13 protein-coding genes are annotated in these 14,233 nt (G+C 58.0%); all 13 read right to left on the bottom strand.

What is annotated here, in order from left to right; all coding sequences use genetic code 11:
- Window positions 1–34: 34 nt before the first annotated feature.
- Window positions 35–1,504: a succinylglutamate-semialdehyde dehydrogenase gene (gene astD / locus LRL22_RS09490; protein WP_270905265.1), complete on the bottom strand. Its 1,470-nt coding sequence runs from the start codon at window positions 1,502–1,504 to the stop codon at window positions 35–37.
- A gap of 72 nt (window positions 1,505–1,576) precedes the next feature.
- On the bottom strand, window positions 1,577–2,596 hold the full coding sequence (gene astA / locus LRL22_RS09495) for an arginine N-succinyltransferase (protein WP_005334994.1): 1,020 nt from the start codon (window positions 2,594–2,596) through the stop codon (window positions 1,577–1,579).
- Window positions 2,597–2,672: 76 nt separating this feature from the next.
- Window positions 2,673–3,890: an aspartate aminotransferase family protein gene (locus LRL22_RS09500; protein ID WP_158112935.1), complete on the bottom strand. Its 1,218-nt coding sequence runs from the start codon at window positions 3,888–3,890 to the stop codon at window positions 2,673–2,675.
- 276 nt (window positions 3,891–4,166) lie between these two features.
- On the bottom strand, window positions 4,167–4,748 hold the full coding sequence (locus LRL22_RS09505) for an aminodeoxychorismate synthase component II (RefSeq protein WP_139463500.1): 582 nt from the start codon (window positions 4,746–4,748) through the stop codon (window positions 4,167–4,169).
- A gap of 21 nt (window positions 4,749–4,769) precedes the next feature.
- Complete coding sequence (locus LRL22_RS09510; protein ID WP_005334997.1) at window positions 4,770–4,985, bottom strand: hypothetical protein; 216 nt, start codon at window positions 4,983–4,985, stop codon at window positions 4,770–4,772.
- 118 nt (window positions 4,986–5,103) lie between these two features.
- The gene (gene trpS / locus LRL22_RS09515; protein ID WP_005362251.1) at window positions 5,104–6,108 is read right to left on the bottom strand and encodes a tryptophan--tRNA ligase; all 1,005 of its coding nucleotides are present in this window, start codon (window positions 6,106–6,108) and stop codon (window positions 5,104–5,106) included.
- Between the two features lie 42 nt (window positions 6,109–6,150).
- Complete coding sequence (locus LRL22_RS09520) at window positions 6,151–6,819, bottom strand: phosphoglycolate phosphatase (protein WP_216961321.1); 669 nt, start codon at window positions 6,817–6,819, stop codon at window positions 6,151–6,153.
- Entirely contained in the window at window positions 6,806–7,480 is a 675-nt protein-coding gene (gene rpe / locus LRL22_RS09525) for a ribulose-phosphate 3-epimerase (RefSeq protein WP_270905266.1), read from the bottom strand. The genes LRL22_RS09520 and rpe overlap by 14 nt, the downstream gene beginning before the upstream one ends.
- Window positions 7,481–7,669: 189 nt before the next feature.
- A complete protein-coding gene (locus LRL22_RS09530; RefSeq protein WP_005335008.1) occupies window positions 7,670–8,542 on the bottom strand; it encodes a Dam family site-specific DNA-(adenine-N6)-methyltransferase in 873 nt (290 codons plus the stop codon).
- A 70-nt stretch (window positions 8,543–8,612) separates the two neighbouring features.
- Window positions 8,613–10,193 (bottom strand): SPOR domain-containing protein, encoded by a 1,581-nt coding sequence (locus LRL22_RS09535; RefSeq protein ID WP_270905267.1) that lies wholly within the window; start codon window positions 10,191–10,193, stop codon window positions 8,613–8,615.
- Entirely contained in the window at window positions 10,183–11,265 is a 1,083-nt protein-coding gene (aroB, locus tag LRL22_RS09540) for a 3-dehydroquinate synthase (protein ID WP_021229792.1), read from the bottom strand. The genes LRL22_RS09535 and aroB overlap by 11 nt, the downstream gene beginning before the upstream one ends.
- A 14-nt stretch (window positions 11,266–11,279) precedes the next feature.
- Window positions 11,280–11,798, bottom strand: a complete 519-nt coding sequence (gene aroK / locus LRL22_RS09545) for a shikimate kinase AroK (RefSeq protein WP_005335014.1) — start codon at window positions 11,796–11,798, stop codon at window positions 11,280–11,282.
- A 191-nt stretch (window positions 11,799–11,989) separates the two neighbouring features.
- The gene (pilQ, locus tag LRL22_RS09550; RefSeq protein ID WP_270905268.1) at window positions 11,990–14,218 is read right to left on the bottom strand and encodes a type IV pilus secretin PilQ family protein; all 2,229 of its coding nucleotides are present in this window, start codon (window positions 14,216–14,218) and stop codon (window positions 11,990–11,992) included.
- Window positions 14,219–14,233: the final 15 nt, after the last annotated feature.

The raw sequence follows: 14,233 nt of genomic DNA on the forward strand, positions 1-14,233 counted from the left end.
GGGGCCCCGATGGGTGCCCCTTGTAGTTGTCTGTTTAGAAGAAGAGGCCCGGCGAGAGCTGCTCAGGCATAGCCGCCTTGCTGTCTTCCACGGAGGCAACCGGATAGGCACAGTAGTCAGCGGCGTAGTAGGCGCTCGCCCTGTGGTTACCGGAAGCACCGATACCACCAAACGGTGCGGCACTGGAGGCGCCGGTGATGGGTTTGTTCCAGTTGACGATACCGGCGCGGATCCGCTTGAAAAAGTGATTCCAGTCCGCCTCCTTGTCACCCAGCAGACCGGCCGAGAGACCGTAGCGGGTGGCGTTGCCCTGATCGATGGCAGCATCGAAATCGTCATAGCGAATGAGCTGCAGCAGCGGGCCGAAGTACTCTTCATCCGGCAGCTCGCTGACTGAGGTCACGTCGATAATGCCCGGGGAGACAAAGCCGGTACCCGCTTCCAGATGCTTGAGGGTAAGCAGGCTCTCACCACCGAGGCGCTGCAGGTTGGCTTGCGCCTCGACCATGCCAATCGCAGCCTTCTCGCTAATCATCGAGCCCATGAACGGCTGTTCGGCGGCGTCATAGAGGCCGACCTTGATCTGGCCGACCACCTCGATCAGTCGCTTGACCAGGGCATCGCCCCGCTCGCCACGCTCGACAAACAGACGGCGGGAACAGGTGCAGCGCTGACCAGAGGTAATAAACGCCGACTGGACGATGGCATGGACGGCGCCGTCGATGTCGCTCACCTCTTTCACGATCAGCGGGTTGTTGCCGCCCATCTCCAGCGCCAGAATTTTGCCCGGCTGACCGGCAAACTGCTGATGGAGGAAATGACCGGTGCGGGAGGAGCCGGTAAAGAAGAGGCCGTCGATGTCGGGGTTGCCAGCCAGCGCCTTGCCAGTCTCGACCTCCCCTTGCACCAGATTGAGCACCCCCTTGGGCAATCCGGCCTGCTGCCACACCTTGACCATGGCCTCGGCCACCATGGGGGTCAGCTCGGAGGGTTTGAACACCACGGCGTTACCCGCAATCAGCGCCGGGACTATATGGCCGTTGGGCAGATGACCCGGGAAGTTGTAGGGGCCGAACACCGCCACCACACCGTGGGGCTTGTGACGGACAAACGCCTTGGCGCCCGGCATGGCATTTTCAACGGTGCCGGTACGCTCGTCGTGCGCACGGATGGAGATGGCAATCTTGCCCTGCATGGCGGCCACTTCGGTGCGGGTCTCCCACAGCGGTTTGCCGGTTTCGCGGGCGATGGTCAGGGCCAGCGCCTCTTTCTGCTCGCCGAGCAGGTCGGCATAACGGCGCACTATGGCCAGACGATCCTCAAGGCTCATATCCGCCCAATGGTAAAAGGCGGCACGGGCGGCCTTGACGGCGGCATCCACTTGCGCCGCGCTGGCGGCAGCCCCCTGCCAGATCACCTTGTTCTTGGCCGGATCGGTTGACTCGAACGGCTTGCCTTCACCGGCAAGCCACTGACCGTCGATAAATTGCACTAACTGGCTCATCCATTCACTCCCTGTCGCTGACAGGCAGCCTCGGCTGCCTGTCTGATAATCGGTTTGCTTGTCCTGTTTGTCTCAGTCGAGGTCGACCACCCGCACCATGTCGCCATCCTGCACCTTGAGTGCCGCCGCCATCTTGGGCGGGATAATGGCTTCATGCTTGTCGAGATCGACCCGGATATTGCCGTAGCAGGCGCGGTAATGCTCGAAACGGCTGTTGCAGATAAGGTGGGTCTTGCCACCGATGGGCTCGCCCACCAGCACCCGCAGTTTCTTGCTGCGGCGCACGCTGCGGATATTCTTCACGTCGCACTCGACGGTGGGGCCCGCATCGAAAATATCGACGTAGCCACGGTTCACGAAGCCCTCGTCCTGCAGCATCTTGATGGCCGGGCGGGTCTTCTCGTGGGTCTGGCCGATAACGGCCCGCGCCTCTTTGCTCAGCAAATTGACGTAGATGGGGTACTTGGGCATCAGTTCGGCGATAAAACGCTTCTTGCCGATGCCGGTCAGATAGTCGACGGTGGGAAAATCCATCGAGAAGAAGTGGGTTTGCAGCCACTCGTAGAAGGGACTGTGGCCGTTGGCATCGGAGACGCCGCGCATCTCGGCGAAGACGGTCTCGTCAAACAGCTCAGGGTGCTCGGCCATAAACAGGAAGCGGTGCTTGGATAGCAGGCGGCCGTTGAGCCCCTCGCGGGCACATTCGCGCAAGAACAGGGTGCAGAGCTCGGAGTTGCCGGTGTAGTCGTTGGAGAGGGTCAGGGTTTCAACGACGTTGTAGATGCCAAGCTTGGGAGAAGAGTGCACCACCTTGCCGATGTGGTAGTTGTAAAACGGCTGGGAGAGGCCAACCGCAGCATCGATGGCACAGGTGCCGACCATCTCGCCGGTCTCCAGATCCTCGGCCACGAAGAAGTAGAGGCAGTCCCCCTTACCGGCCGGCTTGTCGGAAAAAGTCTGGGTAGAGGCGTCAATCTTGCGCTGCAGCAGCTCATCGTTGACGGGCAACGAGGTCATGCCGGTGCCGGACTCGATGGCGCAGGTCTTGAGCCCGGCAAAATCTTTTTGCTCGATGGGACGGATAACCAACATAAATGACAACTCCCTTTCATTGACGACAGGTGGGGTCCCGGCTCCTGCCGGGAGAGCTCCCCACCTCAATTTGGAATCAGGCGTTAACCACCTGGGCAACCGCCTTCTCGAAGCGGGCCAACCCTTCCTTGATGTCCGCTTCCGGGATCACCAGTGAAGGGGCAAAACGAACCACGTTGGTACCAGCCACCAGTGCCATCAGCCCCTGATCGATGGAGGCCAGCAGGAAGTCGCGGGAGCGCCCCTTGTAGGCATCGCTCAGGGCCGCGCCCAGCAGCAGACCCTTGCCGCGGATCTCGCTAAAGCAGTGGTATTTGGCATTGATGGCTTCAAGGCCATCGCGGAACAGCTGCTCGCGCTGCTTGATGCCAGCCAGCACCTCCGGGGTATTGATCACGTCGATCACTGCTTCCGCCACCGCACAGGCCAGCGGGTTGCCGCCGTAGGTAGAGCCGTGAGTGCCCACTTTCAGGTAAGAGGCGATTTCGTTGGTAGTCAGCATGGCGCCAATAGGGAAACCGCCACCCAGCGCCTTGGCGCTGGTGAGGATGTCCGGCGTGACGCCCAGCCCCATATAGGCATAGAGATCACCGGTCCGGCCGACGCCGGACTGCACTTCGTCATACACCAGCAGGGCATTGTGTTTGTCGCACAGCTCGCGCACCCCTTTGGCAAACTCGTCGGTAGGACGAATGATGCCCCCCTCCCCTTGCAGCGGCTCCATCACCACGGCGCAGGTGTTGTCGGAGATCACCTCGGCCAGCGCCGCCAGATCGTTGTAGGGTACGTGGGTAATGTCACCGGGCTTGGGACCGAAGCCATCGGAGTAGGCTGCCTGGCCACCGACGCTGACGGTAAAGAAGGTACGACCGTGGAAACCCTGATTGAAGGCGATGATCTGGGTCTTCTGCTCGCCAAACTTCTCGATGGCGTAGCGGCGAGCCAGCTTGAGAGCGGCTTCGTTTGCTTCGGCGCCGGAGTTGCAGAAGTAGACCTTGTCCGCGAAGGTGGCGGCAACCAGCTTCCTGGCCAGACGCAGGGCCGGCTCGTTGGTCATGACGTTGGAGAGATGCCACAGCTTCTCGCCCTGGGTTTTCAGGGCCTCGACCAGCTTGGGATGACAGTGACCCAAACCGTTGACGGCGATGCCACCGGCGAAGTCGACATACTCGCGCCCTTCCTGATCCCAGACACGTGACCCTTCACCACGCACCGGGATGATCTTGGCGGGCGCATAGTTGGGAACCATCACTTCATCAAACACTTCACGTGTCACTGCCAACAACTCTGACATATAGCTCTCCTTCGATTCGGCGACAGAATAATCCACCGCCCAAAAGTTAAATCCGTGTAAACGTGACGGGATTATCACAGAAATAAAGTAAAAAGTCTGTAACAAGACGGCCTATAAGGAACAATGTTCGATTGCTCTTGAGATTTTAGGCAACCGCATTGCATAACGACTCAGGGGGGCTTGGCAAGAGATAATTTGGGCAGGAGAGGGGGTGAATAAAGTGTCAGGGAAATTTTTTTTGCCTTCTCTCGAACTTGAGAAGGCGATCACAACTTTTTATGAACGCGCCAGAAAGTTGGCCAGCAACTGATGGCCCTGCTCGCTCAAAATGCTCTCCGGATGGAACTGAACACCCTCGACAGGGAGCGTCTTGTGGCGCAGCCCCATGATCTCGTCAAACGAGCCATCGGCATGCTCGCTCCAGGCGGTGATGTCGAAGCAGTCGGGCAGCGTGTCGCGCTCCACCACCAAGGAGTGGTAACGGGTCACCCTCAGCGGGTTGTTGAGCCCCTTGAACACCCCCTCATTGCGATGGCGGATGAGCGAGGTTTTGCCGTGCATTACCTGACGGGCACGCACTACGCGGGCGCCGAAGGCCTGCGCCAGCGACTGATGACCGAGACAGACGCCGAGAATGGGCAGCTTGCCAGCAAAGTGGCTGATAGCGTCGAGAGAGATCCCCGCCTCATTGGGCGTACAGGGACCGGGAGAGATCACCAGAAAACGGGGGGAGAGCTGCGCTATGGTATCAAGCGTCAGTTCATCATTGCGCTTGACCACAACCTCTTGTCCCAGGGCGCCGAAATATTGCACCAGGTTCCAGGTAAAAGAGTCGTAGTTATCGATCAACAACAGCATGAGATAACCAACAGCAGAGAATTAACGATCGAGATAACGACCCTGTTCCATTTCCCGTTCACGCTGACACTCGGCCAGATAGATGGCGGCAGCAACGGCAGGGGTTTTATGGTGCTTGTCGATGGCATTGGAGACCATCAACTGCAGGGTATTGAGGTTTTTCGCCTTGCGAAATTTACGTAGCCAGTGACCTTTGTCACTCAGCTCTTCAGCAGAAATAGTTGGTTGAACAGGCATGCTTTCTCTTGGGGATATTACCCAGGTTGAAATAAAGAAATTAAACAAAATAGCCGAGCAGAAAATAAAGAAAGCCAGGCAAATACCCAGCTCTCTTCTACTACACCTTCCCAGTATGTCAGGCTCGAGGAACGAAGCCGACTACATCATATACGCTGGTCAGGGTTTTTTCAGCTCTTTCACGCGCCTTTTGTGCTCCTTCTGCCAGAATCGCGATCAGATGGGCCTCATCCTGACGCAACTCATGGAAACGGGCCTGGATCGGTTCCAGCAGCGCAACCACGGCTTCGGCGGTTTCGGTCTTGAGGTGACCGTACATCTTGCCTTCGAAATGCTGCTCCAGCTCGGGGATGGAGCGGCCAGTCACACCGGACATCAGGGTCAGCAGGTTGGAAACACCCGGTTTGTTTTCCGGGTCGAAACGCACCACCGCCGGCTCGTCGGAATCGGTCACCGCACGCTTGATCTTCTTGACGATCTGCTTGGGATCTTCCAGCAGGCCGATGAAGTTGGCCTCGTTGTCATCCGACTTGGACATCTTCTTGGTCGGATCCTGCAGGCTCATCACCCGCGCACCTTCGGTCGGAATGAAGGGCTCCGGCATGGTGAACACCTCACCATAGAGGTTGTTGAAACGTGTGCAGATGTCGCGGGTCAGCTCCAGATGCTGCTTCTGGTCGTTGCCGACCGGCACCTGATTGGCCTGATAGAGCAGAATATCAGCGGCCATCAGCACCGGATAACCGAACAGGCCGACGTTGACGTTGTTCTCGAAACGGGCGGACTTGTCCTTGAACTGGGTCATGCGCGACAGCTCACCCATCTGGGTGTAGCAGTTGAGGATCCAGCCCAGCTCGGCGTGCTGCGGCACGTGAGACTGGATGAAAACGGTGCTCTTCTTGGGATCGATACCGACCGCCAGATAGAGGGCAGCCGCGTCCAGACAAGCCTTGCGCAGGGCAGCCGGGTCTTGGCGAGTGGTGATGGCGTGCAGGTCGACGATGCAGTAGAGGCAGTCGAACTCATCCTGCATGTTGACCCACTGACGCAGGGCCCCCATGTAGTTGCCGATGGTCAGTTGACCGGAGGGTTGCGCTCCGCTCAATACGATTGGTTTAGTCATGAGAGTGTTAATCCTTGTTATTCAGCCAGCCCAGTTGCGCTATTAGACCAAAAGTGCATCGAGCTGGGCAAACTGCTCGAATACCCAGTCGGGATGGGAGTCGGCGATGGGACGGCCATAGTTGTAGCCGTATGTAAGACCCACCACCTTCATGCCAGCCGCCTTGGCCGCCAGCACGTCATTTTCGGAGTCGCCCACCATCAGGGTGCGAGCCGGGCTCACCCCCAACTCCTGGCAGGCGTGCAGCAAGGGCTCCGGGCTCGGCTTCTTGACCGGCACGCAGTTGCCGCCAAGCCAGAGTTCGAAGCAATCGCTGATGCCAAGGGCATCGAGGATGGGTGCCACGAAATCGCTCGGCTTGTTGGTGACGATCGCCTGCTTGTAGCCCAGGCTTTGCAAGCGACGCAGACTCTGGGCCACCCCGTCATACATCTCCAACCCTTGCAGCAGGCAAGCGTTGTAGTGCTGGAAAAAAATCGGTCTGGCCTTGGCAAACAGCTCGGGATCGGCCTCGCGATAGGCGAGCGCACGCTGGATCAGCTTGTCGGCTCCGTTGCCGACCCAGGTACGGATAACCGCTTCATCGGCCTGCGCCAGACCGAGGTCTGCCAGAGTCAGATTGACCGCCAGCGCCAACTGGGCGGCGCTGTCAATCAGGGTGCCGTCCAGATCGAACAGCACCAAATCAAATGCGCGCTCAGCGTGTGACATGAGCCAGCTCCGCACGCATCTTGTCGATCACCGCCTTGTAGTCAGGCTGGCTGAAAATGGCAGAGCCGGCGACAAACATGTCGGCGCCCGCTTCGGCGATCTCGCGAATGTTGTCGACCTTCACCCCGCCATCGATCTCGAGGCGGATATCGCGACCGCTCTCGTCGATCAGACGACGCACCTGACGCAGCTTGTCGAGGGTACCGGGGATGAAGCTCTGGCCACCGAAGCCCGGGTTGACCGACATCAGCAGGATCACATCCAGCTTGTCCATCACATACTCGAGGCAGGAGAGCGAGGTAGCCGGATTGAGCACCAGACCCGCCTGGCAGCCCATCTCCTTGATGAGGCCCAAAGAGCGATCAACGTGATCGGACGCTTCCGGATGGAAGGTGATGAGGGAAGCACCGGCCTTGGCAAAATCAGGAATGATGCGATCCACCGGCTTGACCATCAGGTGCACGTCGATGGGGGCCTCGATACCGTAGTCACGCAGCGCCTGACAGACCATGGGGCCAATGGTCAGGTTGGGGACATAGTGGTTGTCCATCACGTCGAAGTGAACCACGTCGGCACCAGCAGCCAGTACATTGGCTACATCGTCACCCAGACGGGCAAAATCAGCAGAGAGGATCGAGGGGGCAATCAGAAAGTCTTTCATCAGCATCATCCATTGGCAGCCAGGGAGAAAAAGCGGCGCAATTTTAACGTAAAAGGCGGGCGAAAACGACTCGAATGCGGGGTAAATGGGGCAATCACCTCCCCTCCCCCAGCAACCTGGGTTTTGGGGCATCGGCACGGGCGCGGACTCGCCCATAAAAAACGGCGCCCCTGGGCGCCGCATGGTCTGTTACGTCAGTGGCAGTAGTTCACTGTCGCTGGGATAGTAGCCCTGCTCCGGCTCGATACCGGGGGGATAGAGCGCCAACAACTCGGCCACCTTGTTGCGGGTGCCGCCGTTGCGGCTGATGGTGCGCTTGACCAGGATCTCGTCGAGGCGGGCACCGCGATAAAGCTCACGAGTCAGCTCGATATCGTGGTTGCTGATCAGCACCGGCACCCCTTTGTGAGCGGCTGTGTGGCGGGCCAATCGCGCCAAGATCGCCTGATCATCCAGGGTAAACCCACCGGAGGCATAGGTGGTGAAGCTCGCCGTAGTGGAGAGCGGCGCATAGGGTGGATCACAATAGATAACCCAATCCTCTTCGGCACGCTTGATGGCGTCGGCGTAGCTCTCGCAGATAAAGGTCGCCTTCTGCGCCTTTTCGGCAAAGGCCCACAGCTCTTTTTCCGGGAAATAGGGCTTCTTGTAGGAGCCGAACGGCACGTTGAAGCCGCCCTTCTTGTTGTAGCGGCACAGTCCGTTGAAACCGTGACGGTTGAGAAACAGGAACAAGAGTGCCCGCTCGAAGGTGGTCTCGGTCTGATTGAACTGGGTACGCAGCCGGTAATAGGCCGCCTTGTGGTTGTGCTCTGCCACAAACAGCTTGCGCGCCTCGGCAATGAAACTGTCCGGCGTCAGCTTGAGGTGGTTGTACAGGCAGATCAGATCCGGATTGATGTCGTTGAGCACATACGCGTCGTAGTCGGTGTTGAGAAACACTGACCCAGCCCCGACGAAGGGCTCCAGCAACACACGCCCGGCCGGCAGGCGCTCGGCAATCTCTTCAACCAGGGAGTATTTTCCCCCGGCCCATTTTAAAAAAGCGCGTGTTTTTTTCATGGAAATCCGGTGTGTAAGAAGGCAAGACCCAAAAAGGGGGACGATTCTACCCCCTTATCCGGTATCAAGGCTATTGCTTCAGCTCTTTTTGTACCTGTGCAAACGACTTGGGCCAGGGCTGACCTTTCAGCAAAGCTGGCGGAAGCTTGCGAATGGCACTCTTGGCCTGGGTCAGACCGGCATAATCCCCTTGCAGCACAACGTACCAGGGGCTGCCACGGAATTTGGTCTGATAGACCCATACCTTGCCCGCCAGACCATGCTCGGCGACAAATTGATCCACCGCCTTGGTGTTGCTCGCCCCCATCAGCTGAACGCTGTAGTGGTTGCGCGGCTTCTTGTTCAAGGTGGCGACCGGAGTCAGGGCCACCTTGGGTGCTGGCGCGGCAACCGGCTCGTTGCTGGCGGTTTTGGTGGTGGCCGCAGGCGTTGCGGTTGTCGCCGGATTCAGTGCTTTGGAGGTACTGGCTGGCGCCGTGGTTGCGATTGCACCACTGGGGGCTGTGCCACTCGGGTTCTTGCCGGTCAGCTCGTCCACCACGTCAGTAGGCAGAGCGCCGCTCACCTTGGGTTCGGTCATCAGCTTTTGCACGACCTCGTCAGAGATCACCACCCGACGCCCTTCGTAATTGGTTGATTCGGTGGTCACAGTTTCGCTCTCCACCGATTTGGGCAGCACTTTCGCCTCCGGCTGCCAATCCTTCACTACCCCGTTGGGATTGCTGGCTGCATCGCTGTTTTGCGCGCCTTGTGCAGCGGCATCGGTATTCGAACCGCCAGCGGTGAGGGGATCGCCTCCCGCTACCGGGATCGGCAATGCCGTGTTCTGCACCGGATCCTGCAGCGCCGGTTTGCTTTCATTGTCAAACAGCGCAGGCAGCAGGTAGCTCAACGCCAGCAGGCCGCCAGCAACCAGCGCGATAGCGGTGGCAATCTTCTTGACAGGCAACTCCGCCTGACGCTTCTTGGGCCTTCTGTCGGTCATGATATCCTCCAGTAACTGCATGATGGTGGACGGATGTCCGTTCGCCGTTTTCAGGATCTCCTCCACTTGCGGCTTGGGCAAGAGGGTCGCCGGGATCTTGAGCTCTTTGGCTTTTTCATACAAGAAGATGCGCTGCTCGGGCGGGCTCAGTGGCGGCACTTCCAGCTCAAGGGCTGGCATGGCACGCCCTTTGAGCTGCGGTCGTTGGGTACGACACCAGACGTCACTGCCCGAGACAATAATGGCCAGCTGATGGGGCGCCGCCAGGGTATCGTTATGACGTATGATCGCCCACAACTCTCCCAGCAATTCAGCTGGCAACTGGTCGGCCCGCTCTATCAGCAGCAACAGGGTGGCTGGCTTGCTCCCCTCCAGCATGCGAAAGAAGCTCTCCGCCAGCGCATCCTGTGGATTGAAGAGCGGGCGCGCCACCACCTGTGGTAGCAACAGCTGGCGTACATCCACCATCTTCATGGCAGGCGTACCAATCAGGCTTACCACCCGCACTTTATCCGGCAACACGCCGAGCAGGGATTCGCACAGGGTACCGCGACCACAACCGGGTTTACCGGAGAGAAAAATGAAAGGGTGATTGAATTCAATCAGATGCAGCAGCCGGTCAACCAGCTGCCGCTGAGAAGGAAGTTTTAGCAGTTTATTCGTCACGACCAGACTCGATCACCGCCAGCAACTCGGCATCGGACACATCCCCGACCACCTGCGCATGGCCGATACCAACCGGCAACACCAGACGCAGCTTGCCTTCCAGCACCTTCTTGTCACGGCGCATATGGCGAATAAAGGCGGCGAAATCCATCTCGGCAGGCGCATGAATGGGCAGATTGGCGGCCAGCAGCAGGGCGCGCACTCGCGCAACGTCCGCTTCGCTCATATCGCCACGGGCCTGCGCAGTCCAGGCTGCCAGCATGGTGCCGGCGGATACTGCTTCACCGTGCAGCCAGTTGCCATACCCCTGCTCGGCCTCGATGGCATGACCAAAGGTGTGACCCAGATTGAGCAGAGCACGGACGCCGTGCTCGGTCTCATCCTGACCGACCACATCGGCTTTGATCTCGCAGCAGCGTTTGATGGCGTAGGCCAGCGCGGCAGGTTCCAGCTGTTGCAGACGCACCATGTTCTGCTCCAGCCAGCTGAAGAAATCAGCATCCCAAATGATGCCGTACTTGATCACCTCGGCCATCCCTGCGGCAAATTCGCGGGCGGGCAAGGTACTCAGACATTCGGTATCGATAACAACTTGTTTGGGCTGATAAAAAGCCCCAATCATGTTCTTGCCGAGGGGGTGGTTGACAGCGGTTTTACCGCCAACAGAGGAGTCAACCTGGGAGAGCAGGGTGGTCGGGATCTGGATAAAAGGAATGCCACGTTGATAGCTTGCTGCCGCAAAGCCCACCACATCCCCGATCACGCCGCCCCCCAGAGCGATCAGTGTCGTATCGCGCCCATGGTTGGTTTCAAGCAGAGCAGACATGATCTGCTCAAAGGTCGCCAGGTTCTTGTATGCCTCACCGTCAGGCAGGATCAGGTGTTCAACCTGAAAACCCGACAGCAGAGCGGTTACCCGTTCAAGATAAAGCGGAGCAACGACCGTGTTGGTCACTATCATCACCCGCTTGCCCTTGATGGTCGATACCAGCGCCTCGGGGCGCTGCAACAACCCGGCAGCTATCTCGATGGGATAGCTGCGTTCACCCAGTTCGACCTTCAACCGTTCCATGGACGTCCTCTAGATTACATACCGATCAGCTTTACAATTTGATTGGCAACGATTTTTGCGCTCTGGTCATCGGTGTGCACAACAAAGTCGGCAACCTCTTCATACAGGGCATTGCGCTCTTGTGCCAGACGTTCCAGCACTTCGCGTGCCGGTTCTTCGGTCTGTAGCAGAGGGCGGCGTTTGTCTCGCTGTGTGCGCGCCAGCTGCTTTTCGATAGTGGTTTCGAGGTAGACCACGATGCCACGAGCAGACAACTTGTTGCGGGTTTCGCGACTCTTGATGGCACCGCCACCCGTCGCCAGCACGATACCCTGCTGCTCTGACAATTCGCCGATCACCTTTTCTTCGCGAATCCGGAAACCTTCTTCGCCTTCAACATCGAACACCCAGCCGATATCAGCACCACTGCGGCGCTCAATCTCATGATCTGAGTCGAAAAACTCCATATGCAGTTGTTCTGCCAGATGTCTACCTATGGTGCTCTTGCCCGCACCCATGGGACCTATCAGGAAAATATTGCGTTTCTCAGCCATGTCTTTTCGTTAGTAATTACAAACTGTACGACCCCGATGAATACTGGATCGGGGTACCTATGAACCTTATCTTGCGATGGATCAGGAGGGGGATTATCTCAATAGATATCGGGACTGGCAACCGCAGCCCTTACGCCCCAGCCTCATTGGGGCGTAAGGTTATATGTGTTTTACCCTCACATGTAAAGCATTCAGAAGGCGTCGGTGACTATCTTGGGCGTCACGAAAATCAGCAACTCCCGCTTTTTGTTCTCGCTGGTGGTCTTGCGGAACAAGGCCCCCAATCCGGGAATATCACCCAGCAGCGGCACCTTGGTCACATCGCTCTTGATGGTCTGCTGATAGATGCCGCCCAGCACCAGCGTCTCGCCATTGTTCACCAACACCTGAGTGGTGATGGACTGGGCGTTGATGGAAACCGCATCACCGGTACCGGTCGGTACCGTTTCACCCTTGGTATCCTGGGTCACGGTCAGGTCGAGAATCACCCGATTGTCAGGGGTGATCTGCGGGGTCACCTTCAGGCTCAATACCGCCTTCTTGAAGGTAACCGAGGTAGCACCACTGGAAGAGGACTCCACATAGGGGATCTCGGTACCCTGCTCGATCAGCGCCGGTTTCTGGTTCGCCGTGGTCACCCGCGGACTGGCGATAATCTCGGCTTTGCTCTCTTTTTCCAGCGCCGACAACTCGAGATCCAGCAAGGTGCCATCGGCCAGACGGGCTACCTGGAAGGCCAGGGTACCGGCCGCATTGGTCACCGGCAGGTTGACGTTCAACCGATCGTCAGCTGATGGCCGAGGGTTGATCGCCGAGCCTCCATTGTTATTACCAGAGCCATCATTCCCCTCGATAGAACCGGACGTACTGTTGCCATGACCATCATTCTTGGTCACCCCCCAGCGCACCCCGAGCGCTTCATCAAAACCGTCATCAATGGTCACCATCCTCGCCTCGATAACCACCTGCTTGACCGGAATATCGAGGATATCGAGCATCCGTTTGATGCTGCTGATGACATCGGCGGTATCCTTGACCACCAGCACGTTGGTTCGCTCGTCCACGCTCACCGCACCACGGGGTGACAGCAACTTGGTACTTTCGGAAGAGAGCAGGGCAGCCACTTCCGAGGCCTTGGCATAGTTTATCTGCAGATACTCGGTATAGAGCGGAGCCAAATCGGCAACCTGATTTCGGCTCTCCAGCTGTTGCTTCTCGCGTGTTGCGATCTCTTCTGCAGGCGCTACCAGCAAGATGTTGTTATCCAGCCGCTTATCCAGACCCCGCACCTTCAAAATAATGTCGAGCGCCTGCTCCCACGGCACCCCATCCAGACGCAGGGTAATATTGCCTGATACCGAATCTGTGGTTACCAAGTTAAGGTTGTTGAAATCGGCAATAAGCTGCAATACGGTACGGACTGGAATATCCTGAAAGTTCAATGAGATGGGTTTGCCCTGATACTGCTTGGATGCCGTGGCCGTCGTCCGCTTTTTTACCTCGATAATGAAGAGCTTGTCCGCCTGATCGTAACGGTAATCAAACTGACCATTGATCGACAGTTCAAACAGGGTATCACTGCCCTGCCGGGAGACTTCAACCTGAGAGACCGGCGTTGCGAAATCCTGCACATTGATCAGATTAAGCAAGCCATCCGGTACCCGAGTGCCATGAAACTTGGCCAGTACGGTCTGGCCTCGGCTGCTCACATCGACGGCGGCCGAGCTGTTATCCAGCGTGACCAGAAACTCCCCCTGACCATCCTTGCCACGACGAAAATCCACACCGGTAACCGAGTTGAAATAGGCACCGCCCCCACTGCTCTGATAGTTGTTAAGCACCGGCTTGCTGGCAGGCTGTGTGGCTACCGGCGTTGTCACGGGTGCAACAGGCATAGACCGGGCAACGACTTGAGGATTGAGCAGCGCCGAGGGAGAGGGTGTGGCCGCCATCGAAGAGGGCGCTGGCATAGGAGTAGCCGAGGTTGCGGGTGCAATCAGCGCGCTCTCACCATTGATGAGCCCGGAAGAGGCCCCCTCGCCCAATGACACCAGTAATTTGTTCCCCTGTTGCTGCACCTGATAGGGAGCAAGCTGATCGAGTGCGATCTTGATATCCAGACCTGCGCCCTTCCCCTCAACCTTGATATTATCTACCCCCAGGCGCTGGATCGGCAGCGGGTTCACTTTAAGTGCCCCTACCGCACCGGGAACGTGCAACAACAGCTGATTGGGCTGATAAGAGAGACGATCGGTAAAGCCAGTGACCGGCTCACTGAAACTGAGCTCCACCAGCAATTGATCAGCAAGCAGCGGATTGACCTTGATCTCCTGCAGGGTTGCCACTGCCCACGCCTGACTGAGGGCGCTGGCGCAAAACAGCAAAGCTACTTTGGATACACTCTCTATTGTTGTTCTCATTGCTGTTCGTCCCTG

The sequence above is a fragment of the Aeromonas sp. PI_26 genome, from assembly GCF_027854445.1.
Taxonomy (GTDB): domain Bacteria; phylum Pseudomonadota; class Gammaproteobacteria; order Enterobacterales; family Aeromonadaceae; genus Aeromonas; species Aeromonas veronii.

What these genes read in the sequence shown, in the direction of transcription:
- rpe (WP_270905266.1), bottom strand. Translation starts at nt 7,480, where the DNA reads ATGAAAGACTTTCTGATTGCCCCCTCGATCCTCTCTGCTGATTTTGCC.
- trpS (WP_005362251.1), bottom strand. Translation starts at nt 6,108, where the DNA reads ATGACTAAACCAATCGTATTGAGCGGAGCGCAACCCTCCGGTCAACTG.
- aroB (WP_021229792.1), bottom strand. Translation starts at nt 11,265, where the DNA reads ATGGAACGGTTGAAGGTCGAACTGGGTGAACGCAGCTATCCCATCGAG.
- pilQ (WP_270905268.1), bottom strand. Translation starts at nt 14,218, where the DNA reads ATGAGAACAACAATAGAGAGTGTATCCAAAGTAGCTTTGCTGTTTTGC.
- LRL22_RS09520 (WP_216961321.1), bottom strand. Translation starts at nt 6,819, where the DNA reads ATGTCACACGCTGAGCGCGCATTTGATTTGGTGCTGTTCGATCTGGAC.
- LRL22_RS09530 (WP_005335008.1), bottom strand. Translation starts at nt 8,542, where the DNA reads ATGAAAAAAACACGCGCTTTTTTAAAATGGGCCGGGGGAAAATACTCC.
- aroK (WP_005335014.1), bottom strand. Translation starts at nt 11,798, where the DNA reads ATGGCTGAGAAACGCAATATTTTCCTGATAGGTCCCATGGGTGCGGGC.
- astD (WP_270905265.1), bottom strand. Translation starts at nt 1,504, where the DNA reads ATGAGCCAGTTAGTGCAATTTATCGACGGTCAGTGGCTTGCCGGTGAA.
- LRL22_RS09505 (WP_139463500.1), bottom strand. Translation starts at nt 4,748, where the DNA reads ATGCTGTTGTTGATCGATAACTACGACTCTTTTACCTGGAACCTGGTG.
- LRL22_RS09510 (WP_005334997.1), bottom strand. Translation starts at nt 4,985, where the DNA reads ATGCCTGTTCAACCAACTATTTCTGCTGAAGAGCTGAGTGACAAAGGT.
- LRL22_RS09500 (WP_158112935.1), bottom strand. Translation starts at nt 3,890, where the DNA reads ATGTCAGAGTTGTTGGCAGTGACACGTGAAGTGTTTGATGAAGTGATG.
- astA (WP_005334994.1), bottom strand. Translation starts at nt 2,596, where the DNA reads ATGTTGGTTATCCGTCCCATCGAGCAAAAAGATTTTGCCGGGCTCAAG.